Source organism: Pseudomonas sp. PDM15 (assembly GCF_014851565.1).
In the GTDB taxonomy this organism is placed as follows: Bacteria; Pseudomonadota; Gammaproteobacteria; order Pseudomonadales; family Pseudomonadaceae; genus Aquipseudomonas.
This window is the reverse complement of record NZ_JACVAA010000002.1, coordinates 668,862-690,903: the sequence shown is the minus strand read 5'-3', so window position 1 is coordinate 690,903 and position 22,042 is coordinate 668,862. Positions and strand designations below refer to the sequence as shown.

12 protein-coding genes are annotated in these 22,042 nt (G+C 66.0%); 5 read left to right on the top strand and 7 right to left on the bottom strand.

The features are described 5' to 3' along the window. Positions 1 to 13 precede the first annotated feature (13 nt). Positions 14 to 208, bottom strand: coding sequence for a hypothetical protein (locus IB232_RS07355; protein WP_192397860.1), 195 nt, complete (start codon positions 206 to 208; stop codon positions 14 to 16). A 252-nt stretch (positions 209 to 460) separates the two neighbouring features. On the opposite strand from IB232_RS07355, the gene IB232_RS07350 reads away from it, so the two are divergent. After that, positions 461 to 625, top strand: a complete 165-nt coding sequence (locus tag IB232_RS07350) for a rubredoxin (protein ID WP_192397859.1) — start codon at positions 461 to 463, stop codon at positions 623 to 625. A gap of 33 nt (positions 626 to 658) precedes the next feature. On the opposite strand, the gene cysN is transcribed toward IB232_RS07350, so the two are convergent. From cysN to IB232_RS07320, 6 genes are all read right to left on the bottom strand, one after another. Then, the gene (gene cysN / locus IB232_RS07345) at positions 659 to 2,560 is read right to left on the bottom strand and encodes a sulfate adenylyltransferase subunit CysN (RefSeq protein ID WP_192397858.1); all 1,902 of its coding nucleotides are present in this window, start codon (positions 2,558 to 2,560) and stop codon (positions 659 to 661) included. Further along, positions 2,560 to 3,459, bottom strand: a complete 900-nt coding sequence (cysD, locus tag IB232_RS07340) for a sulfate adenylyltransferase subunit CysD (RefSeq protein WP_192397857.1) — start codon at positions 3,457 to 3,459, stop codon at positions 2,560 to 2,562. Before cysD ends, cysN begins: the two co-directional genes overlap by 1 nt. 142 nt (positions 3,460 to 3,601) lie before the next feature. Further along, complete coding sequence (locus IB232_RS07335; RefSeq protein ID WP_192397856.1) at positions 3,602 to 4,498, bottom strand: alpha/beta hydrolase family esterase; 897 nt, start codon at positions 4,496 to 4,498, stop codon at positions 3,602 to 3,604. A 13-nt stretch (positions 4,499 to 4,511) separates the two neighbouring features. Then, positions 4,512 to 4,898 (bottom strand): hypothetical protein, encoded by a 387-nt coding sequence (locus tag IB232_RS07330; protein ID WP_192397855.1) that lies wholly within the window; start codon positions 4,896 to 4,898, stop codon positions 4,512 to 4,514. Positions 4,899 to 4,910: 12 nt separating this feature from the next. Continuing rightward, positions 4,911 to 5,822 carry a sulfotransferase family protein gene (locus IB232_RS07325; protein WP_192397854.1) on the bottom strand — a complete coding sequence of 304 codons (912 nt, stop codon included), beginning with the start codon at positions 5,820 to 5,822 and terminating at the stop codon, positions 4,911 to 4,913. Continuing rightward, positions 5,822 to 6,658, bottom strand: a complete 837-nt coding sequence (locus tag IB232_RS07320) for a sulfatase-like hydrolase/transferase (protein WP_192397853.1) — start codon at positions 6,656 to 6,658, stop codon at positions 5,822 to 5,824. The genes IB232_RS07325 and IB232_RS07320 overlap by 1 nt, the downstream gene beginning before the upstream one ends. 723 nt (positions 6,659 to 7,381) lie before the next feature. Here IB232_RS07320 and IB232_RS07315 point away from each other — a divergent pair. From IB232_RS07315 to IB232_RS07300, 4 genes are read left to right on the top strand one after another with little or no spacing between them, the layout of a single operon-like run. Beyond that, complete coding sequence (locus IB232_RS07315) at positions 7,382 to 15,556, top strand: type I polyketide synthase (RefSeq protein WP_192397852.1); 8,175 nt, start codon at positions 7,382 to 7,384, stop codon at positions 15,554 to 15,556. Then, a complete protein-coding gene (locus IB232_RS07310) occupies positions 15,556 to 20,142 on the top strand; it encodes a type I polyketide synthase (protein WP_192397851.1) in 4,587 nt (1,528 codons plus the stop codon). Before IB232_RS07315 ends, IB232_RS07310 begins: the two co-directional genes overlap by 1 nt. After that, positions 20,135 to 20,431, top strand: coding sequence for an acyl carrier protein (locus tag IB232_RS07305; protein ID WP_192321644.1), 297 nt, complete (start codon positions 20,135 to 20,137; stop codon positions 20,429 to 20,431). The genes IB232_RS07310 and IB232_RS07305 overlap by 8 nt, the downstream gene beginning before the upstream one ends. Beyond that, positions 20,428 to 22,038 carry an alkaline phosphatase family protein gene (locus IB232_RS07300; protein WP_192397850.1) on the top strand — a complete coding sequence of 537 codons (1,611 nt, stop codon included), beginning with the start codon at positions 20,428 to 20,430 and terminating at the stop codon, positions 22,036 to 22,038. Before IB232_RS07305 ends, IB232_RS07300 begins: the two co-directional genes overlap by 4 nt. The last annotated feature ends 4 nt before the right edge of the window (positions 22,039 to 22,042 follow it).

Sequence of the window (22,042 nt, the reverse complement as noted above, 5' to 3'; positions counted from 1 at the left end):
CGGCGGATATCGCTTATTCCGCTTCGCGGGCCCGCTCGATCTTTTGCAGTTCCTGTTGGAACGCCTGATCCAGCAGGCTCTGTTTCTTGCGCCAGGGCTTGCGCTCGGGGTCCGGTTGGGCCGCGTAGGTAATCACCTCGCCGCCATAAACATCCTTGTAACGTTGCGCCTGGCGCTCCAGTTCGGTGCGCAGTTCGTCTTTCGTCACATGTTCACCAGATATGAGGCTGCGGAATTCTATTCGCAGCTTTAAGTATTAGTACTGAAGTTGAATAAGTAAAAGCGCGGGCGATTATAGCGACTGGTTCTATCAATTCCAGAGCATCACTATCGCTTGTCCTCTTTTTTGGAGGACAGGTCGCACGCTGAGTTCAGGGAATATTCTTCTCCTCTATCGCCAACTTTTTCCGCCGATTTATCTCGGTAACTTTCTATGCTGAGAGAGCGGCGGGAGGCTGATATGAAGAAATGGCAATGCGTCATCTGCGGCTTCATCTATGACGAAGCCCTGGGCTGGCCGGACGACGGCATCGCACCCGGGATTCGCTGGGAGGACGTTCCGGTGGACTGGCTTTGCCCCGACTGCGGTGCGACCAAGGCCGATTTCGAGATGATCGAACTGTGAGATGACCGGGGCGAGGATGCCCCGGCCTGCTCATCAAACCACCAGGCCCAGTTCGCGTAGCTGCGCGACAACCAGGTCGGCGGCCTCTTCGGCACCGTGCTTGAGCGTCTCGATATGAATTTCCGGGCTCTCCGGTGCCTCGTAGGGCGAGTCGATGCCGGTGAAGTTCTTCAGTTCGCCGCGCCTGGCCTTCTTGTACAGGCCCTTGGGGTCGCGCTTCTCCACTTCTGCCAGCGGCGTGTCGACGAACACCTCGATGAACTCGCCCTCGGCCACCAGATCACGGGCTAGCTGGCGTTCCGAGCGGAACGGCGAGATGAAGGCGGTGACCACCATCAGGCCGGCGTCCACCATCAGCTTGGAGACTTCTCCGATGCGGCGGATGTTCTCGACTCGGTCGGCCGCGGTGAAGCCCAAGTCCTTGTTCAGACCGTGGCGCACGTTATCGCCATCCAGCAGATAGGTGTGTACGCCCAGAGCATGCAGGCGCCGCTCCAGCAGGTTGGCGATGGTCGACTTGCCCGCGCCAGACAGGCCGGTCAACCAGATCACGCAGGGCTTGTGGCCATTCAGGCGAGTACGTGCAGCCTTGTCTACTTCCACGGCCTGCCAGTGGATGTTTTGCGAGCGCCGCAGGGCGAAGTGCAGCATGCCTGCGCCAACCGTCTGGTGCGTATAGCGGTCGATGACGATGAAGCTGCCCATGTCGCGGTTGTCGGCATAGGCATCGAACGGTACGGGGCGATCCAGGCTCAGGGTGCAAACGCCGATTTCGTTGAGTCCCAGCGTCTTGGCCGGCAACTGGTCGAGGCTGTTGACGTCGATCTGGTACTTGGGCTGACCGAGAGCACCACCGGTGCTGCTGGCGCCCAGCTTGATCAGGTAGGGGCGGCTGGGAAGCATGGCTTCCTCGCTCATCCACACCAGCGTGGCCTCGAACTGGTCGGCCACCGCTGGCGGCGCATCAGCCGCCGCGATCACGTCGCCGCGGCTGATGTCGATCTCGTCGCTCAGGGTCAGGGTCACCGACTGGCCGGTGACCGCCTGCGCCAGATCGCCGCCCAGGGTGACGATGCGCTCGACCTTGCTGGTCTTGCCGGAGGGCAGCACGCGGATCGCATCGCCGGGGCGCACGCTGCCGCCAAGGATGCGCCCGGAAAAGCCACGGAAGTCCAGGTTCGGGCGATTCACCCACTGCACCGGCATGCGCAGCGGCGCGTCCTCGCGCATCTGTTCCAGCTCCACCGTCTCAAGGAACTGCATGAGGCTCGGCCCCTGGTACCAAGGGGTGTTCGGGCTGGGCTCGGTGATATTGTCGCCGCGCAGGGCCGACAGCGGGATGCTCTGGATATGCTCGATGCCGAGTTTGCTGGCGAAGGCACGGTAGTCGGCGTCGATCTGCTCGAACACCTCCTGCGAGTAATCAACCATGTCCAGTTTGTTGATCGCCAGCACCACCTGGCGGATGCCGATCAGCGACACCAGATAGCTGTGCCGGCGGGTCTGGGTCAGCATGCCCTTGCGTGCGTCGATCAGGATCACCGCCACGTCTGCAGTGGAGGCACCGGTGATCATGTTGCGGGTGTACTGCTCGTGGCCGGGAGTGTCGGCGACGATGAACTTGCGTTTCTCGGTGGCGAAGAAGCGGTAGGCCACATCGATGGTGATGCCCTGTTCGCGCTCGGCGGACAGGCCGTCTACCAGCAGGGCGAAGTCCAGCTCGCCGCCTTGAGTGCCGTGTTTCTTCGAGTCCGACTCCAGGGCGCTGAGCTGGTCTTCGAGCAGGGCCTTGGCCTCGTACAGCAGGCGGCCGATCAGCGTGCTCTTGCCGTCGTCGACACTGCCGCAGGTGATGAAACGCAGCAGAGTCTTGTGCTGGTGCGCCTTGAGGTACTGCTCGATATCCTCTTCGATGAGCTGGGTATGAGCGTTCATCAGAAGTACCCCTCGACTTTCTTCTTCTCCATTGAACCGGCGCTGTCGTGATCGATCACCCGACCCTGGCGCTCGCTGGTGGTGGACAGGAGCATCTCGCGAATGATCGCCGGCAGGCTGTCGGCCTCGGATTCCACCGCGCCCGTCAACGGATAGCAGCCCAGGGTGCGGAAGCGCACGCTCTTCAGTTCGGGTGTCTCGTCCGCGCGCAGCGGCATACGCTCGTCGTCGACCATGATCAGCACGCCGTCGCGCTGTACCACGGGGCGCTTCTCGGCGAAGTACAGCGGCACGATCGGGATCTGCTCCAGATAGATGTACTGCCAGATATCCAGCTCGGTCCAGTTGGACAGGGGGAAGGCGCGGATGCTCTCGCCGGGCAGCTTGCGCGCGTTGTACAGGCGCCACAGCTCGGGGCGCTGGGCCTTGGGTTCCCAGCGGTGCTGGGCGCTGCGGAAGGAGAACACGCGCTCCTTGGCCCGCGACTTTTCTTCATCGCGGCGGGCACCGCCGAACGCCAGATCGAAGCCGTATTTGTCCAGGGCCTGCTTCAGCCCCTCGGTCTTCCACAGATCGGTGTGCAGGGCCGAGCCGTGGGTGAAGGGGTTGATGCCGCGCGCCAGCGCGTCCTGGTTGTGGTGGATCAGCAGTTCCATGCCGGACTCGCGCGCCATGCGCTCGCGCATGTCGTACATGGCGCGGAACTTCCAGGTGGTGTCCACGTGCAGCAGCGGGAAGGGCGGGCGCGAGGGAAAGAAGGCCTTGCGCGCCAGGTGCAGCATTACCGCGCTGTCCTTGCCGATGGAGTAGAGCATCACCGGGTTTTCCGCCTCGGAAACCGCTTCGCGGAAGATGTCGATGCTTTCCGCTTCCAGGCGTTCTAGATGGGTAAGGGGCATTTTCGAGTGCCTCGTCGATAACGGTACTGCAGGTCAATGGTGCGCAGCTTATCGGCCGCCGGGATAAGGCGACAGGGCCGCGGTCGGAGGCAGTACTGCGTAAGGGCGGCAAATGCCGCCGCTGTTTCTCGTCCTGGTGGGCTCAGTTGCTCTTCTTGAACTGCTTGGCGAAATCCCAGGCCGCCTGGCTGGCGGAGAAATCACCGCCGTACAGTTTGCGGTTGCGCCGGCTGTCGCCGCCGGGCCAGACATGCTCGCCATTGGGGATCAGGCGTAGCTGCAGCGGCGCCTTGCCCTGGCAGTTCCAGCTGGTCAGCTCGGAACCGTCGGGCAGGTCCTTCTCGCTGGAGCCGGCGGCGCAGCCGTGGGCGTTGGCGATCATCTGCATGGTATCGGGTACCGAGCGATGGGCCACCCCGGCGATGGCGTTCTCGCCCATGCCGCCGTTGTAGGGCACGTTGCTGTCCTTGCCGCCGTGGATGTGCAGCACGGGTACGCTCTTGGCCCCGGGGCAGTTATTGAGCGCCAGGGTGCCGGAGATCGGGACTATCGCGGCGATGTCGTTTGGCAGCTCGCAGGCCAGGCGGTAGGCCATCATCGCACCGTTGGAGATACCGGTGGCGTAGACGCGTGAGCGATCCACCTGATGATGGGCAGCGATATCGGTGAGCATCGCATGGATGAAGCCGACGTCGTCGATCTGGCGTTCCACGGCCTGGCCGCAGCACTTGCCGGCGTTCCAGGTGCGCCGATTCTTCATCAGGCGCGCCCCGGTGCCGTTGGGGTAGACCACCAGAAACTGGTTGGCCTGGGCCACCTTGTTCATGCCGGTGGTGCGTTCCGTCTCGTCGGCATTGCCCAGCCCGCCGTGCATCACGATCATCAGTGGCAGCGGGCCATCCGCGGCTCCGTTCGGCACGAACAGCTTGTAGCTGCGCTCGCTACCGCCGGCGTTCATCTGGTACAGCTGGCCTTCGGCGGCCAGGGCGTTTCCGGCGAACAGCGTCAGGCCAAGGGCGATAAGGGAAGTGAGGCGCATGCTGGCTTTCTCCTTAATAGTCTTCTTCCGCGCGCTGGACATGGGCCACGTCCATGGCCGCATCCTCCAGCTCGCGGACCACGCAGAGGTCACTGCGTAGCTCGATCAGTACCGCTTCCAGCCACTGGATATCGGTCTCGATCTTTCGCCGAAACTTGACGATTTCCCTGAGGCTGAGATTCTCCGCGGGCCGACCCTGGCCATCGAACAGCAGGCGCACGCTGGCGGCTATTTCGCGATTGCCGCTGAGGTGCGACAGCTCGCGGTCCAGGTAATGACGCACGCGGCTGGCCTGCACGCGCCGCTGCAGGTCGTCGCGCAGGACTTGCAGGTGCGGAGGCAGCTCGGGGAGCAAGTCGCTCGGCGTACTGATGTTGCCCAGCCGGTCGCGGGTTGGCATGGCTCTTCTCGCTCAATGTGAGTAGCCGAATTCCAGCGCCAGGCGCTGTACTTCGGGTTTCAGGCAGGCACCATCCATGCGCCAGGGTAACGGGGCGCGCAGCGGTGGTTGCTTGGGTTGGTGCGGCTCGAACACGGGGTCGCGCAGGTAGTTTGGGTCGTTGCCGAACAGGGCGTTGATCGGCCCGACGGTGGCGAAGGGCGACAGCTCGGGGTGCAGCATGTCCTCCAGCGCCTCGAAGTCGTCGCGCAGGCCCAGCCAGCGGCAGATGCGTGGCAGGCACTGCAGCGGTTCGGCCATCACATCCTCGCCGCGCACGTGCATCTTCTGCCGGGCGGGGATCTTCTCCAGCAGTTCCATGATGTTCAGGTTGATGTCGTGCCAGGCGATCTGCGGGTCGATGACGGCTTCGCCGTCGCAATAGTCGATGGAGTTGACCGACAGCGCATAGCCGCCATCCTGGATCTTCATCACCGAATTGCCCTGGTTGGTCGGGTGACGGGTCAGGTGCAGATAGAAGGCGTCCGGGTAGGCCTCGTAGATGCGTTGCAGGTACACCGGGCTGACCACATGCGCCGGGCTCTTGTCGATGGCCATCAGCGGCGACACCGCGTCGACTATCTCGCGAAATACCTGCATGCCGCTGCGGTTCTGCCGCGCGGCCACCCAGTGATTAGCCATCACCACCGCGCTGCTGCTCTGCTCGCCGGCATAGATCTCCGCCACCGCGCGCAGGATGCCGTGGCGCTGAAAGCGAGACATCTCGGTCTTGTTCTCGCCGTCCTGCCACATCTCGATCAGGTGCTCGACCGTGAAGAGGTTCAGCTCCGGCAGACCATAGGCCTGCGGATGCTGGCCGAGCATGCCGGCGATCAGCGAGGTGTAGGACCGCGGCAGCGCCAGGATGAACAGCGGCTGGCGCATCAGGCCTTGCCTGCGAAGCCTTCGACGAAAGGCACCTCGAAGCACTTCTCGTGCATGATCGGGCCGTGGCCGAAGTAGCCATCCTCGCCAAATAGCTCGCCGTGGTCGGCGGTGATGATGAACCAGGTATTTTCCGGTGCTTTCTCCATCAGCTTGCCGATCAGACCATCGACGTACTCTACGCAACGGACCTGTTGCTGGCGCAGCATCTCCATCTGCTCCTGGTCGAAGAACGCGTCGCTGTCCGCGGCGTTGTGCTGGGCCTCGCCGCCGAGGCTCTTGAATACCCCGTGCACGCCGGAAATCCGCGGCAGGTTCTCGTCCTTGAGCATGTAGGGGTAGTGGGTCTCGCCCAGGTTGAGGAAGTAGTAGTGCGGCTCGTCCTCGGGGAAGGTCATCTCCGCGACCATGCCGGCGAAGTCGTTGTGGTTGTCCATCAGCTTGTAGTCATCGAAGTGCTGATTGATCGCTGTCTGCTGGTTGAGCACCGGCATCGACACCCTTGCCACGGTGCGATAGCCCAGCTGGCCCAGGACCTTGGGCAGCGACAGTTCCGGGATGAAGTCGCGGAACGACACGTCGGCGATGCCGGTTCGCTCCACCCACTGGACGAACTCTTCCTTGTACACCTCGGAGGCATACACCTCGCGCGGCGTGCTGTGCGGCAGCATGCCCATGGTGAAGGCGTAGTGCGACGGCGCGGTCCAGGAGGCATAGGAATAACGCTTCTCCACCTGGCCGACGCGCTCGATGTTCGGCGTGCTGGCTGCCATGCAGGAGTCGTAGCGGCAGCTGTCCATGATGATGAAGACGATGTGGTTGATGGGCGCACTCATGGGGTTGTCCTCTCTGGAGCGATGCAAAGGGTTGATGGTCAGCGGCAGTCGCCGCCACAAGCGGACGAGACAGGAGTGGGCTAGGCAACCACCTGGCGGGCCAGGGGACGGTTGTACGGCGGTCGGGCATCCATACCTTGCTCCTTGGTCGGGACGGTCTTGGTGCTAGCCTGGAGCCGAGCAATCGACTCCCGACAGGCTGCATCAACCGTGCCGATGTTCGTGGCGGGACTGAGTGTCCCTGTTGTTATTTCCCCGCACCCCCTCCCAGTGGTGGGGGCCAAAACACTCCAGTACTGATTTCATCGCCGATGTAATTTTGACGATTGAATATTGCTGTTGTGCTCCGAGATGTAATTTTGACATTATTCAGTGGTTGGTAGTAAATAGCCATCACAAGAGTTTCTGTTTCGTTGCGGTGCGGCGTGCACTGTACCGGTTCAGATTTGCGATAATTTCTATAAATAAAAATCTGTGTTCATGCCTTCGCGTCACGCTTCTGTCACGGCGTGCTGCTGGAGTGACGCTCGTCCATGAGCGTGGCGAGGCTGAATGCAAAGGATTGCAGGGTAGGGACAGTCGAGCCGTCAAAGTGCCTTTTCGGGTTTTCGCCCGCTTCTTGCATCCGATGCTCAACAGGTAGTCGCTGCTAGCTAATTGGCCCCCGAGCGTGAGCGGACCATCCGCCGCACGGGGTTTCTTGGCCTCGTAAAGGGCTACGTCATGCAAGGCATCCTCGATCGCGCCGGTCTGCGCAAACTGCTGCTGTCTCCTGCTGGTCTGGAGCATCCTGCATTGGCGATTGCCGCCTCCCGTGCCGGTGGCCTCGGGGTGCTGGATCTGGAGCTGAGCGCTGCACCGGCCATCGGGCAGCTGGAGCTGCTGAGCCGTCATGCTGGCGAGCATGGCTTCGGCGTACGCCTGGGGGGCTTCGATGCGGCCCTGGCCGAGCATCTCCTCGCACACGCCGGCAACGGTCTGCGCCTGCTGATTCTTGGTCGCGAGCAGTGGGTCGCCTGGCAGGCCTGGTTGGCGGATTTGTCAGCCGATGGCCCGGCCCTGCTGCTCGAGCTGAGCGACAACGACCCCCTCGAATCCGCCATCGCTTCGCGTATCGATGGCCTCCTGCTCAAGGGCTACGAGGCCGCCGGCTTCGTCGGCGAGAGCAGCAGCTTCATCCTCGCCCAGCATTGGCGTACTCACAGCGATCTGCCGCTGTACCTGCGCGGTGGCATCACCCCGCACACCGCTGCTGCCGCTGCCCTGGCCGGTTTCGCTGGCGTGGCGCTGGATAGCCAGGTCCTGCTGCTGCAGGAGTCGCCGGTCGCTGCAGACCTGCAACCGCATCTGCGCAACCTGTCCGGCAGCGAGACGGTCGCCGCCGGCAATGGTGAGTTCGGCTGCTACTGCCGCATCCTTTCGCGCCCGGGCTTCGCGCGCGCCAGGGCCTTCGTCGCCGATGCCGAATCCCTTGCGCCCGCGCAGCTGCGCGAGCGCCTGCTGGCCGAGGTGGAGTGGCGCAACCCATCCGCCGGCCTGCTGCCCTTGGGGCAGGACGTGGCCTTCGCCGCCGCCTGGCAGAAGCAGTACGGCAGCGTCGCCCAGTTGTTCCAGGCCATGGATTCGGCTGTGCGGCACAATCCGCAGATCGCCCTGAGCGCTCGCGCCATGCGCAGCCAGCAGGCGCCGCTGGCCGAGGCCCTGGGCCTGCCGCTGCCGCTGGTGCAGGGGCCGATGAGTCGGGTCTCTGACAAGGCCGAATTCGCTGCCGCGGTGGCCGAGGGTGGTGCGCTGCCGATGCTCGCCCTGGCTCTGCTCAAGGGCAAGCCGCTGGCTGGCCTGCTGGAGAAGACCGCCGAGCTGCTGGCTGGTCGGCCCTGGGGTATCGGCCTGCTCGGCTTCGCCCCGCAGACCCTGCTGGACGAACAGATCGCCGCCGCCAAGCCGCACCAGCCGAGTTACGCCATCATTGCCGGTGGGCGCCCGGACCAGGCGGTGCGCCTGGAACAGTCGGGCATCCCGTCCTTCCTCCACGTTCCTTCGTCCAACCTGATCCCGATGTTTCTCAAGGAAGGCGCCCGTCGCTTCATCTTCGAGGGCCGCGAGTGTGGTGGTCACGTCGGTCCGCTAAGCAGCTTCGTGCTGTGGAGCAGCATGATCGACCGCCTGCTGGAGGAGATCGGCCTGGGCGTGCCGGCAGAGGAAATCCAGGTGCTGTTCGCCGGCGGCATTCACGATGCACGCTCGTCGGCGATGGTCCAGACCATGGCGGCGCCATTGCTGGCCAAGGGCGTCAAGGTCGGCATGCTGATGGGCAGTGCCTACCTGTTCACCCGCGAAATCGTCGGTGCCGGCGCCATCGTCGAGGGCTTCCAGCAGCAGGCCATCGAGTGCGCGCGCACGGTCAACCTGGAATCGGGTACCGGCCATGCCAGCCGCTGCGCCTACACGCCCTTTGCCGCCGCCTTCTTCGCGCGGCGCAATGAACTCAAGCAGCAGGCGGTGCCGGCCGACGAGGCCCGCGAGCAGCTCGACGACCTGATCCTCGGTCGCCTGCGCCTGGCCTCCAAGGGCAGCATGCGGGTGGGCGAGGAGGGCACGCTCAAGGAGTTTTCTGTCGCCGAGCAGGTGGCCGACGGCATGTACATGATCGGTCAGGTCGCTACCCTGCGTGACGCCATCACCGACGTCGCCAGCCTGCACCGCAGTGTCACCGAGGACTCCCTGGCCCTGCTGGAGGACTACCAGCAGGCCCAGCTCGAAACAGCTGTCGAGCCTAGCGAGCCGGCCGACATCGCCATCATCGGCATGGGCTCGATCCTGCCCGGCTCCAGCACTACCCGCGAGTACTGGCAGAACATCCTGGCCAAGGTCGACGCGATCACCGAGATCCCCTCGCACCGCTGGGACTGGCGCCTGTACTTCGACGAAAACCGCAGCGCGCCGGACAAGATCTACTCGCGCTGGGGCGGCTTCCTCGACGACCTGGTGTTCGACCCGACCCGCTACGGCATGCCGCCCAAGTCCATCGAGTCGGTCGACCCGATGCAGCTGATGGCCCTGGATATCGCCCGCCAGACCCTGGCCGACGCCGGTTACGAGCAGCGCGGCTTCAACCGCGAGAAGGCCTCTGTGATCATCGGTGCCAGCGGTGGCGCCGGCGACGTCGGCATGCAGTACGGCCTGCGCTCGGAGCTGCCGCGCTTCAAGGGCGACCTGCCGGGCGAGATCGCCGGGCGCCTGCCGCAATGGACCGAAGACACCTTCGCCGGCATCCTCATCAACGTGATGGCCGGGCGCATCGCCAACCGGCTGGACTTCGGCGGCGTCAACTTCGCCACCGATGCGGCCTGCGCCTCGTCCCTGGCGGCCATCTACCAGGGCATCAACGAGCTGCTCTCCGGGCGCAGCGACCTGGTCATCGCCGGCGGCGTGGATACCGTGCAAGGCCCATTCGGCTACCTGTGCTTCAGCAAGACCCAGGCCCTGTCGCCGCGCGGCCGCTGCCGCACCTTCGACGAATCGGCCGATGGCATCGTGATTTCCGAAGGCATCGCCATGCTGGCGCTCAAGCGTCTGAGCGATGCCGAGCGCGATGGCGACCGCGTCTACGCGGTGATCAAGGGCATGGCCGGCAGCAGCGATGGCAAGGCCAAGGGCCTTACCGCGCCACTGCCCGCTGGTCAGTTGCGCGCTATGCGCCGTGCCTACCAACAGGCTGGTTTCGGTCCGGACAGCGTCGGCCTGTTCGAGGCCCACGGCACCGGTACCGTGGCAGGCGACACCGCCGAGCTGGACAGCACCACCTCGCTGCTGCGCGAGGTTGGCAGCCGGCCGTCCCAGGCAGTGGTCGGCTCGGTGAAGACCATGATCGGCCACACCAAGGCAACCGCCGGCGTAGCCGGCATGATCAAGGCGGCTCTGGCGCTGCACCACAAGGTGCTGCCGCCGCACCTGGGCGTGCAGTCGCCCAACGCCGTGCTGAAAAAGGACGACAGCCCGCTCTGCGTACTCGACGAGGCGCAGCCCTGGCTGGCCGTCGCTCAGCAGCCGCGCCGTGCCGCAGTCAGTGCCTTTGGCTTCGGCGGCACCAACTTCCATGCGGTGCTTGAGGAGTATGCCGGCGAGTACCGCCCCTGGCTGACCCAGAGTGTCAGCGACGCCTGGAGCGCCGAGCTGCTGCTGTGGCGTGCCGGTACCCGTGAACAATTGCAGAGCCAGGTGGCCCAGCTGCAGGCGCAGCTGGCGGCGCCGGGCAAGGTGGCGTTGCGCGATATCGCCTGCTACCTGAGCGACAACCTCGGCCAGGGCGAGCACAGCCTGGCGCTGGTGGTCGGCAGCCTGGACGAGCTGGCCGACAAACTGGCCAAGGCCCAGCAGCGTCTGGCCGGCGAGGTGCTGATCGATCCGACCATCGTCCTCGGCGACAGCCGCGTTGAACCGGGCCAGGTAGCCCTGCTGTTCCCTGGCCAGGGCTCGCAGAACATCAACATGCTGCGCGAGCTGGCCGTGCTCTTCCCGGTCGTCGCCGACACCCTGGCCGAGGCCGACAGCCTGCTGGCCGCCGGCACCGAGCGTTTCGCCAGCAAGCCGCTGAGCCAGTTCATCCACCCGCGCGCCTGCTATGACGAAGCTTCCCGCCAGGCGGCGAGCGCCGCGCTGACCAGCACCGACGTGGCCCAACCGGCCCTCGGTGCAGTAGAAGCCGGCCTGCTGCGCCTGCTGGGTGAGCTGGGTGTGTCCGGCGATATGCTTGCCGGCCATAGCTACGGCGAGTTCGTCGCCCTGTTCGCGGCCGGGCAGATCGACTTCGCGACCTTGATGAGCCTGTCCGAGGCTCGTGGCCGCTTCATCGTCGAGGCCGCCGCCAGCGCCGGTAGCGAGCTGGGCAGCATGGCCATGGTCCAGGCGCCGCGCGCCCAGGTCGAGCAGGCCATCGCCGCCATTCCGCAACTGCTGGTGGCTAATCACAATGCGCCGGAGCAGAGCATCATCAGCGGCTCCAGCGCCGGCATCGCCCAGGCCTTGGAAGTGCTGCAGCAGGCCGGCATCAATGCCAGCCCGATTCCGGTAGCCGCTGCCTTCCATTCGCCCTTCGTTGCCCCGGCCCAGGGCCTGCTGGCTGCCGCCATCGAGGCCGCGCCCTGGCAGGCCGGGCGCCTGCCGGTCTACTCCAACGCCAGCGCCGCTTTGCATGCCGCCGAGCCGGCACGCGTCAAGCAGGCCATGGCCGAGCACTTGGTCAAGCCGGTGGAGTTCGTCGCTCAGATCGAGGCCATGTATGCGGCTGGTGCCCGGGTATTCGTCGAGGTCGGGCCCAAGGCCGTGCTCAGTCGCCTGGTCGGTCGCATTCTCGATGGTAAACCGCACCAGGCCGTGGCCTTGGACGAGCGCGGTGGTGGCCTCGCCAGCCTGCTGCTGGCCCTGGCGCGTCTGCATGGCCTCGGCGTGGCTTTCCAGCCCCAGCGTCTGTTCGCCGGTCGCGCCTGCCAACCCAGCGCCAACGGCCGTCTCGAAGGATTGTGGCGCGACGCCAGCCTGCCCAAGCAGGCCTGGCTGCTCAATGGCAGCGGCGCCCGCCGTGCCAGCGAGGCGCCGCGGCAGATCGGCGTGCTGCAAGGCGAGGTACTGCCCGTTTCCAGTTCCGTCACGGAGCTACACCCGGTGGTGGTTCCGCTCAATCGCAATCCCGCAACCCTGTCCCATAGCGCAGCCCCGGCTGCACCGCGACACAAGGAGAGGCTGGTCATGTCCGAACCCACGGCAATCCAAGGTGACGAAATGTCATCGGTGATGGCGGAATACTTCGCCACCATGCGCCAGTTCCTGGAAACCCAGGAGCGCGTGCTCAACGCCTTTATGGCCGGCGGTGCTCTGCCGGCTGCCATGCCGCGCAGCATGCCTGCCGCTGCACCGGCGCCGCGCCGTCCGGTGGCTGCCGCGCCCGCCGCTCGTGTGGCTCCGGCCCCTGTTGCCGCGCCAGCGCCGGTTGCTGTTGCACCGGCACCTGTTGCAGCTCCGGTGGTTGCCGCTGCAGCACCCGTTGCCGCGCCGGCCCCTGCGGCTGCGCCGGCGGCCCAGGTGGATGGCGGCAAGATCAAGGACATCCTGCTGTCCATCGTCGAGGAACGCACCGGCTACCCGAGCGACATGGTCGGCCTGGAGCAGAATCTGGAAGCCGATCTCGGCATCGACTCGATCAAGCGCGTGGAAATCGTCGGTGCCCTGCTGCAGACCCTGCCGCCGGCCTACGGCAGCGCCCTGGGCGAGGCCCGCAGCCAGCTCAATACCCGAGCGACCCTGGCCGACATGCTGAAGATGCTCGAAGGTCTCAAGGTCGGTGAGGTAGCCGTCCCTTTTGAGTCTGCCGAGGCGAGCCTGAAGACTGTGCCGGTTGCGGCCAGCCACTCGCCTCGGCATATCGTGGTACCTGAGGAGGAAGCCATCCCCGAGCAGGCCCTGCGCCAGTTCGAGCCTGGCTACTTCATTCTCACCGCCGACGACCACGGCCTGGCCCTGCGCCTGCAGGAATGGCTGGAGCAGCGCGGCTGCACGGTGTCCCTGCTGAGCCCCGGCCTGCTGGCCGACGAGGCGGCGCTGGCCAGCTGGTGTCGCGAGACGGCAGCCAACCCGGACAAGCAGGTCGCCGGTATCGTCCACCTGGCTGCCTTGGGCGCCCAGGCCCTGGCGCTGGACGCCGGGCTGGAGGCCTGGCAGCGCGAGCTGCTGGTCAACGAGAAGTCGTTGTACCTGATCCTTCACTCGCTCGCCGCGCAGCTGCGCAGTGATGCCCATGTGGTCGCCCTCAGCGCCCTCGGCGGGTTGTTCGCCCGTGGCGCCAATGAACAACGGCAGAGCCTCAGCCTGCAGGGTGGTGGCAGCGGCCTGGTCAAGTCGATACGCGAGGAGCGGCCAGCCCTGCGCACCCGCGCAATCGACCTGGACCCGACGCTGAGCGACGCCGAACAGCTGGCCATCATCACCTCCGAGCTGCAGCTGGTCGGCGGGCGCCAGGAGGTTGGCTATCCGGCCGGCCGCCGTACCGTGTTCCGCACCCAGGCCGAGCAGGTGCCCGCCGAAAGCCTGCTGCCCAACCTGGAAAACGCCGTGGTGCTGGCCACCGGTGGTGCCCGCGGCATCACCGCCGAGGTGCTGCGCGAAATCGCCCGCACCGGCAATGTGCTGGTGCTGACCGGGCGCAGCCCGTTGCAGGAAGAGAGCGCCGACACCTCGGCATTGCAGGGCGAGCAACAGCTGCGCCAGCACTTCATCGGCGAGGTGCGCGCCGGCCGCCTCAAGCTGACCCCAGCCGAGATGCAGCGCCGGATCACTGCGCTGATCGGCCTGCGCGAGATGCACAGCAATATCGCCGACCTGCGCGCCCGTGGCGCGACGGTCGAGTACCTGGCGGTGGACGCCACTGACGAGGCAGCCCTGGCTGCCGCCATCGACGGCATCCGCCAGCGTCATGGCAAGCTCAGTGGCGTGGTGCACGGCGCCGGGGTGATCGAAGACAAACTGCTGGAAGACAAGACCCCCGACAGCTGGATGCGCGTGGTCGGCACCAAGGTGCTGGGCATGCTCCTGCTGCAGAAGCTGGTGCGCGTCGAAGAACTGCAGTTCTTCTGCGTGTTCAGTTCGGTGGCCGGGCGCTACGGCAACAGCGGTCAGCTCGACTACGCCACCGCCAACGAGCTGATGAGCCGCCTGTGCAGTCAGCTGCAGAGCCTGTGGGACAACCAGGTCAAGCTGCTGTCGCTGAACTGGGGCCCCTGGGGGCCGACCCTGTTCGGCGCCGGCATGGTCACTGCCGAGACCGAGAAGAAATTCGCCGACAAGGGCGTGGCCCTGGTCGGTGCTGCTCAGGGCCGTCGCCTGTTCGACGAGGCCTTGCGTCTGAAGGCCGGGCACGCGGTGGAAGTGGTGGCCGGCGACGGTCCCTGGGAGCGCCACGAGGCGGAGGTCGGCCGCTGGCAGGAAGATGCCGGCGCCGCCCTGCAGACCGCCCGCCAACCGCTGCTGACCCAGTGCCGCATCGAGGATGGCGAGAAGGGCACTCAGGTCCTGCACTTCAAACTGGACGCGAGCCACGGTTACCTGCAGGAGCACTGCATCGATGGCATCCCGGTACTGCCGGCCGCCGTGGCTCTGGAGATCATCGCCGAAGCTGCCACCCTGATGTGGCCGGGCTGGATAGTCGCCGAAGTGGCCGAGCTGCGCCTGCTCAAGGGTGTGCAGCTGAGTGAGCCGACCCAGGCCCTGTCGCTGCTGATCAACCCGCCGACCTATGCCAGCAGCGAAGGCTTCGACGCCAGTTTCAGCATTCGTTCTGGCAGCGGCAAGCAGCAGCGCATGCACTACCGCGCCGCAGTGAAGATGGCCCAGCAGCTGCCCGATGCACCGCGCCACTCGATCGGCGAGTACCGCGAGCGCGAGCTGCCGGTGGCCAAGGCCTACCAGGAGTGGCTGTTCCACGGCCCGCGCTTCCAGGTCATCCGTGGCATCAGCGGCCTGTCCAGCCAGGGTGCGGCGGCGCTGATGTGCCCCAGCTCGCCGCAGCAGTGGCTGGCCGGCGGGCGCGCCGAACAACAGTGGATCATCGACCCGGCGGTGCTCGACGCCGCGCCGCAGATGGCCCTGCTCTGGGCCCGCACCTTCCACGACGGATCGGCGCTGCCGGCCCAGTTCGGCCGGGTGATTCGCTACGTCGAGCAGTTGCCCGAGCGCTTCCACATGGACTTCCAGTGCCTGCCCGGCGAAGCCCAGCAGGTGCGCGCCAACGTGTTCTTCAGCGACGACGAGGGCCGCCTGCTGCTGCTGATCGAAGACCTGCAATGCATCGTCGATGCGCGCCTCAATCGCCTGGGTGGCACCCACCTGCGCAAGGAAACCGAGTGATGAGCAACGCGCCTATCGCCATCATCGGCATGGCCTGCATCTTCCCGCAGGCCCCGGACCTGGCCGGCTTCTGGCGCAACATCCTGGCCGGCCTTGATGCCGTCGGCGAGCCGCAGAACGAGTGGGAGGCGCAGCGCTACCTGGACTCGGGGCGCATCAACACCCAACACGGCGGCTACCTGAACGACCTGTACCGCTTCGACCCGCGCGAGTTCGGCATCATGCCCAACTCGGTGGACGGCGGTGAGCCGGACCAGTTCCTCGCCCTCAAGGTGGCCTTCGATGCCCTGCAGGATGCCGGCTATGCGGACGACGGCGTTGACCATCGCGACACCGGCATCATCCTCGGCCACAGCACCTACCTGCACCGTGGCCAGGTCAGCCACATCCAGAATCACATCGTTCTCGACCAGACCCTGGAGCTGCTCAAAGCCGCCCAGCCGAGCCTGGGCGCGGACGACCTGGCGCGCCTGCGCGCTGCGCTGCAAAAACAGCTGCCGCCGTCCAACACCGACATTGCCCCGGGCCTGGTGCCCAACGTGATGACCGGGCGCATCGCCAACCGCCTCAATCTCAAGGGGCCGAACTACATAGTCGACGCCGCCTGTTCGTCCTCGCTGCTGGCGGTCAACGCCGCCATGGACGAGCTGCGCAGCGGGCGCAGCCGTCTGATGATCGCCGGCGGGGTCAACGCCTCGCTGCCGGCCGAGGTGTCGGTGATCTTCACCCAGCTCGGCGCCCTCAGTGGTCGTGGCAAGGTGCGCCCGTTCGAGCAGGGCAGCGACGGCACCCTGCTCGGCGAAGGCCTGGGCATGGTGGTACTCAAGCGCCTGGATGACGCCCTGGCCGACGGCGACCGCATCTATGCCGTGCTGCGTGGCATCGGCCAGGCCAGCGATGGCCGCGGCACCGGCCTGCTGGCACCGAGCGAGGAGGGCGAGGCCCTGTCGATCCGCCGTGCCTATGAGAGCAGCGGTGTAGATCCGGCCAGCATCTCTCTTATCGAAGCCCACGGCACCGGTATCCCGCTCGGCGACAAGACCGAAATCGCCGCCCTGCGCAGCGTGCTCGGCGAGCGCCAGGGCCTGCTCGGCAGCGTGGCCATCGGCTCGGTGAAGTCGATGATCAGCCACTGCATCCCCGCCGCCGGCATCGCCGGCCTGATCAAGACCAGCCTGGCCCTGCACCACAAGGTGCTGCCGCCGACCCTGTGCGGCACGGTCAATCCGGCCCTGGGCATCGATGCCACGCCGCTTTACGTCAACACCGCCAGCAAGCCCTGGATCGCCAAGCCGCAGAATCCGCGCCGCGCTGGCATCAACTCGTTCGGCTTCGGCGGCATCAATACCCACGCGGTGGTGGAAGAGGCGCCAGCCGCCGCCCAGCGCCCATTGAGCTTCGCCCGCCGCGAGTGCGAACTGTGCGTGTTCGCCGCCGCCGACGAGGCTGCACTGCTGGCCCAGTTGCAGCAGGTACAGGGTTATATAGAGAACAATCCCGGCGTGGCGCTGCTGGATCTGGCCGCCACCCTGGCCGCCCGTGACAGCGCCGAAAAGCCGGTGCGCCTGGCCGTGCTGGCCGGCGATGTGGCCGAGCTGGCGAAGAAGCTGCAACAAGCGGCGAAGAAGATTGCCGAGGCCAAGAGCCCGCGCTGGATGACCCGCACCGGGCTGGTATTCAGCAGCCAGCCGCTGCAGGGCAAGCTGGCCTTCCTGTTCCCCGGCGAAGGCTCGCAATACCTGAACATGCTGGCCGACCTGGCCCAGCAGTTCCCCGAAGTGCGCGAGTGGTTCGACTTCTGGCAGGGCCTGTACGACGAACAACCTGGCTCGACCCGCACCGACATGCTGTTCCCGCCGGCCAGCGAGCTGGATGACGAGCTGCGCCAGCGCCTGGAGGCGCGCCTGTTCGACATGGACGTGGGCTCCGAGGCGGTGTTCGTCGCCAGTCAGGCCCTGTTCAGTTTGCTCGGCGCCCTGGGCGTGGAGCCGGATGCCATGCTCGGCCACAGCACCGGCGAGTCCTCGGCCCTGGCCGCCAGCGGTGCCATCGCCTTCACCAATAGAGAGCAACTGGCCGATTTCATCCGCGAACTGAACAAGGTCTACCGCGGCGTGCTGGACGGCGGTGGCATTGCCACCGGCGCGCTGCTTACCGTCGGCGCGCTCAAGCGCGAGGTGGTGGATCGCCATATCGCCGCCCGCAGCGAACCGGTGGTGGTGGCCATGGACAACTGCCAGAACCAGCTGGTGCTGTTCTCCGACCGCGCCACCATCGAGTCCCTGCTGCAGCTGCTCGGCGAAGAGGGTGGCATCTGCTCGATCCTGCCGTTCGACCGCGCCTACCACACGCCGCTGTTCGCCGCGGTGACCACGGCCTTCCATCGCTACTACCAGGATGTCGGCCTGCAGGTGCCGAAGACCGCGCTGTATTCCTGCGCCAGCGCCGACCTGTTCCCGGCCGACCCGGCGGCGGTGTGCGAGCTGGCCGCGGCGCAGTGGTCGAACACCGTGCGCTTCCGCGAAACCATCGCCAACATGCATCGCGATGGTGTGCGCTACTTCGTCGAGGTCGGCCCTTCGGGCAACCTGACCGGCTTCGTCAACGACATCCTCGGCGGCGAGGAGTACCTGGCCATCGCCTCCAACGCACGCAAGCGCAGCGGCGTGGAGCAGCTGTTCAACCTGCTTGGCAGCCTGTTCGCCAACGGCAAGGCAGTGGACCTCGGCAAGCTCTATCGCGGCATCGCCTGCCGCGTGCTCGACCTCGACCAGCCGTTGCCGCAGCCCAAGCGCGGCATGCTGGTGAAGAACACCATGCCGGTGGTGCATGTGAACGAAGCGCTCGGCGAGTTGCTGCGAGAACTGTTCCAGCCGGCCGTGCCTGCGCAACCGCTGGCTGCGAGCCCGATGGCGCCGCTGCTGGTGGATATCCAGCGCCAGGGCGAGCGGCTCAGCGCCCAGTGCCCCCTGTGGTCCACCGACCGCTTCCTCTCCGACCACGTGCTGTCCGGCCCCAGTTCCTACCATCAGTCCGAGCTGCGGGGCCTGGCCTGCGTGGCGATGATGGCCAGTCTGGAGATCATGGCCGAGGCCTGCGCGCTGCTGGCCGGCAGCGTGGCGATCAACCTGATCGAGAACGTGCGCGCCTTCGACTGGGTGGCTCTGGATCGCGGCGAGCTGACCTTGCAGGTGCAGGCCGAACGCGTCGCCGACAACCACTACCGGGCCGAGCTGCACAACGCCGGCAGCCTGGTGATGAGCGCCGAGTTCCGCTTTGCCGCAGCGCTCACCGGCACCCCGCTGGCCGAGCTGCAGGGCGGCATCGGCTACCGCTGGCCGGACCACGAGCTGTACAGCACCGGCATGTTCCACGGCCCGCTGTTCCAGAGCATTGCCGGTATCCATGCCTGGGCGGAGGAGGGCATCGACGCCCAGCTCGCCAACTGCTCGCTGGACGGCTTCGTACATGACGGCGAGCCCTGTGCCCTGGTACTCAACCCGGTTCTGCTGGACGCCCTCGGCCAGCTGGCCGCCTATTGGCTGGCGCAGCAGGTTGGTACCGATTTCAACAGCTTCCCCTCGCATATCGCCCGTATCGAACTGCACGCGCCGGCCCCGGCCGACCTGTCCGGCGCCTGGCTGCGTGGTCGCCAGCGCCCGGTCGATGCGGCCAACGCCGGCCTGGATGCACCGCGCACCTGGACTTTCGACTGCCTGCACGAGGGCCGCCTGCTGCTGCATGCCAGCGGTTTCGCCAACCTGTTCTTCCCGGTGCCCAACGCCTTCTACCAGCTGCGTCGCGAGCCCATGAACGGCTGGCTCGGCGCGCCGCTGGCCACTAGCGCGCCCGGGGTTCTGCTGTGGCAGCTGGAGCAGCTGCCCGAGGACTTCTGCAAGCAGTCGGCGGCGATCTTCCTGCGCATTCTCGCCCACGCCGTGCTGGCCTTGGACGAGCGCGAGGAGTGGGAAGCCGTACGCCAGACCCGCCGTGCCCGCGAGTGGCTGCATGGTCGCCTGTGCCTGAAGGAAGCGACCCGCTACTTCATCTACCAGCAGACCGGCGAGCTGCTCTGTCCGGCGGATGTGAGCGTGCATCACGACGCGCTGGGCGCGCCGTTCGTTGACGGCTGGTGGAACGGCCCCTGGCTGGCTGCGCCGGCCGTGTCGCTGAGCCACGACCGCGATGTTTGCCTGGCCGCCCTGCTGCCGGTCGGCGCCGTGGGCGTGGACGCCGAGCGCCTGGGTCGCCTGCAACACCCGGAGTTGGTGGCCGGCTCGTTCACCGCTTACGAGCAGCAAGTGCTGGCCGCGGTCGATCCGGCCTGGCAGGGCGAGCTGACCCTGCGTACCTGGTGCGCCAAGGAGGCTGCCGCCAAGTACCTGGGCTGTGGTCTGCGCGGTGCGCCGCAGGATTTCGAGGTGCAGTTCGCCGAGACCGGTGACCTGGCCGAAGTGAGTTTCGCCGGAGACGCCAGCCTGGCGCCGGCATGTGTGAGTGTGGTCTTCGAGGTACACGGCGATCGGCTGATCGCCCTGGCCGGGGCCGAACTAGAAGTAGCGGAATACGGAGTGGCCAATGGCTGAGAGCAAGAGCGCAATCGAGCAAACCCTGATCCACATCGCTGCCGACCTGACCCAGGACTGGGGTATCGAGCTGGACGCGCCGCTGAGTGCCGAGACCCGGCTGGTGGCGGACATGGAGTTCGCCTCGGTCGACATCATCCAGCTGATCGTCGCCATCGAAGAGCACTACAACCGCCCGAAAATGGGCTTCCAGGATCTGCTGATGAACGACGGCAGTTACGTCGACGATCTCTCCATCGGGCAGCTGATCGATTTCGTCCACGAAAAACTCACAGGAGTGCCGGCATGACCACTCGTACCCTCTTCATCGGCATGGATGGCTGCACCTTCACCATCCTCGATGACCTCTGCGTGGAGAAGGACGGCCAGCCGGCCGTGATGCCCTTCCTCGGCGGCCTCATGGCCCGCGGTACCCGCGCCAAGCTGCGCTCGACGCCCAACCCGCTGACCCCGCCGGCCTGGGTCTCGCTGATGACCGGGCGCAGCCCGGGCAACCACGGCCTGCTGGATTTCATCCGCGCCGAGGAGAAGAACGGGGACGTGTTCTTCACCCTCTACGATTCGCGTGACAACCGCGCCGAGACCATCTGGTCGATCGCCAGCCGCCAGGATCGCCGCGTCGCCGTGCTCAACCTGCCGTTCACCGCGCCGCCACCCAAGGACCTCAACGGTTTCATGGTGCCGGGCTTCATCCCGTGGCGGCACCTGCGTCGCAACACCGTGCCGGCCAACTTCTATGACCGCCTCAAGCAGGACCTGCCGGGCTTCGATCCCAAGGAACTGGCCTGGGACTTCGAGCAGGAGAAGCAGGCGGTCAACGACCTCACCGACGAAGATCGCGAGAACTGGGTGCGCTACCACCTGCCGCGCGAGAAGCAGTGGTTCGAGATCGCCAAGTTCCTGCTCAAGGAAGAGGCGCCCGAGCTGATGGCGGTGATGTTCGACGGTGTCGACAAGCTGCAGCACCAGGCCTGGCTGTTCCTCGACCCGGCCCTGCAGCACGACGGTGTCAGCGACTACCACAAGCGCATGCGCAAGCTGTGCCTGGACTACTTCCGCCAGCTCGATGGCTTCATCGAGGAACTGGTGACCATGGCCGGTCCGGACGTGCAGGTGTTCATGGCCTCCGACCACGGCTTCACCGCCACCACCGAGGTGGTGCGGATCAACGCCTGGCTGTTCGAGAAGGGCTACCTGCACTGGAAGGAAGTGCTCGATCCGGACTCCGAGGCCGCCAAGCGTCGCGAGGACAGCATGTTCGCCAACCTCGACTGGACCAAGACCACCGCCTACTGCCGCACTCCGTCGAGCAACGGCATCAATATCCGCGTGGCGCGCAATCCGGGCGAGACCGGGATCAAGCCGGAAGACTACGAGGCCTTCCGCGAGCAACTGATCCTCGACATCAAGGCGCTCAAGGACCCGGTGACCGGCGAGAGCATCGTCGCCGAAATCCACCTGCGCGAGGAAGTCTTCGCCGGCCCGGCGATGATGGACGCGCCGGACCTGCTGCTGGTGCTGCGCGACTTCGGCTTCGTCTCGATCAAGAACAAGCTGCCGATCGTCGAGCCGCGTGAAGAGCCGGCCGGTACCCACCACCCGGACGGCATCTTCATCGCCTGCGGCCCAGGCATTCGCAAGGGCGTACAGATCGAGCGTCGGCACATCTGCGACGTCGGCGCGACCCTGCTCTACAGCCAGGGCCTGGAAGTGCCTGGCGACTTCGAGGGCAAGGTGGCCAACGACATGTTCATCAAGCCGTGGCTGAACCAGAACCCGATCCGCATCGGCGAAGCCACCCGCGGGGTGAACAAGGACGCCAACGCCGAGGGCATGGCCGACGACGAGAAGGACAAGCTGATGGCCCAACTGCAGATGCTCGGCTACATGGAGTAACGCG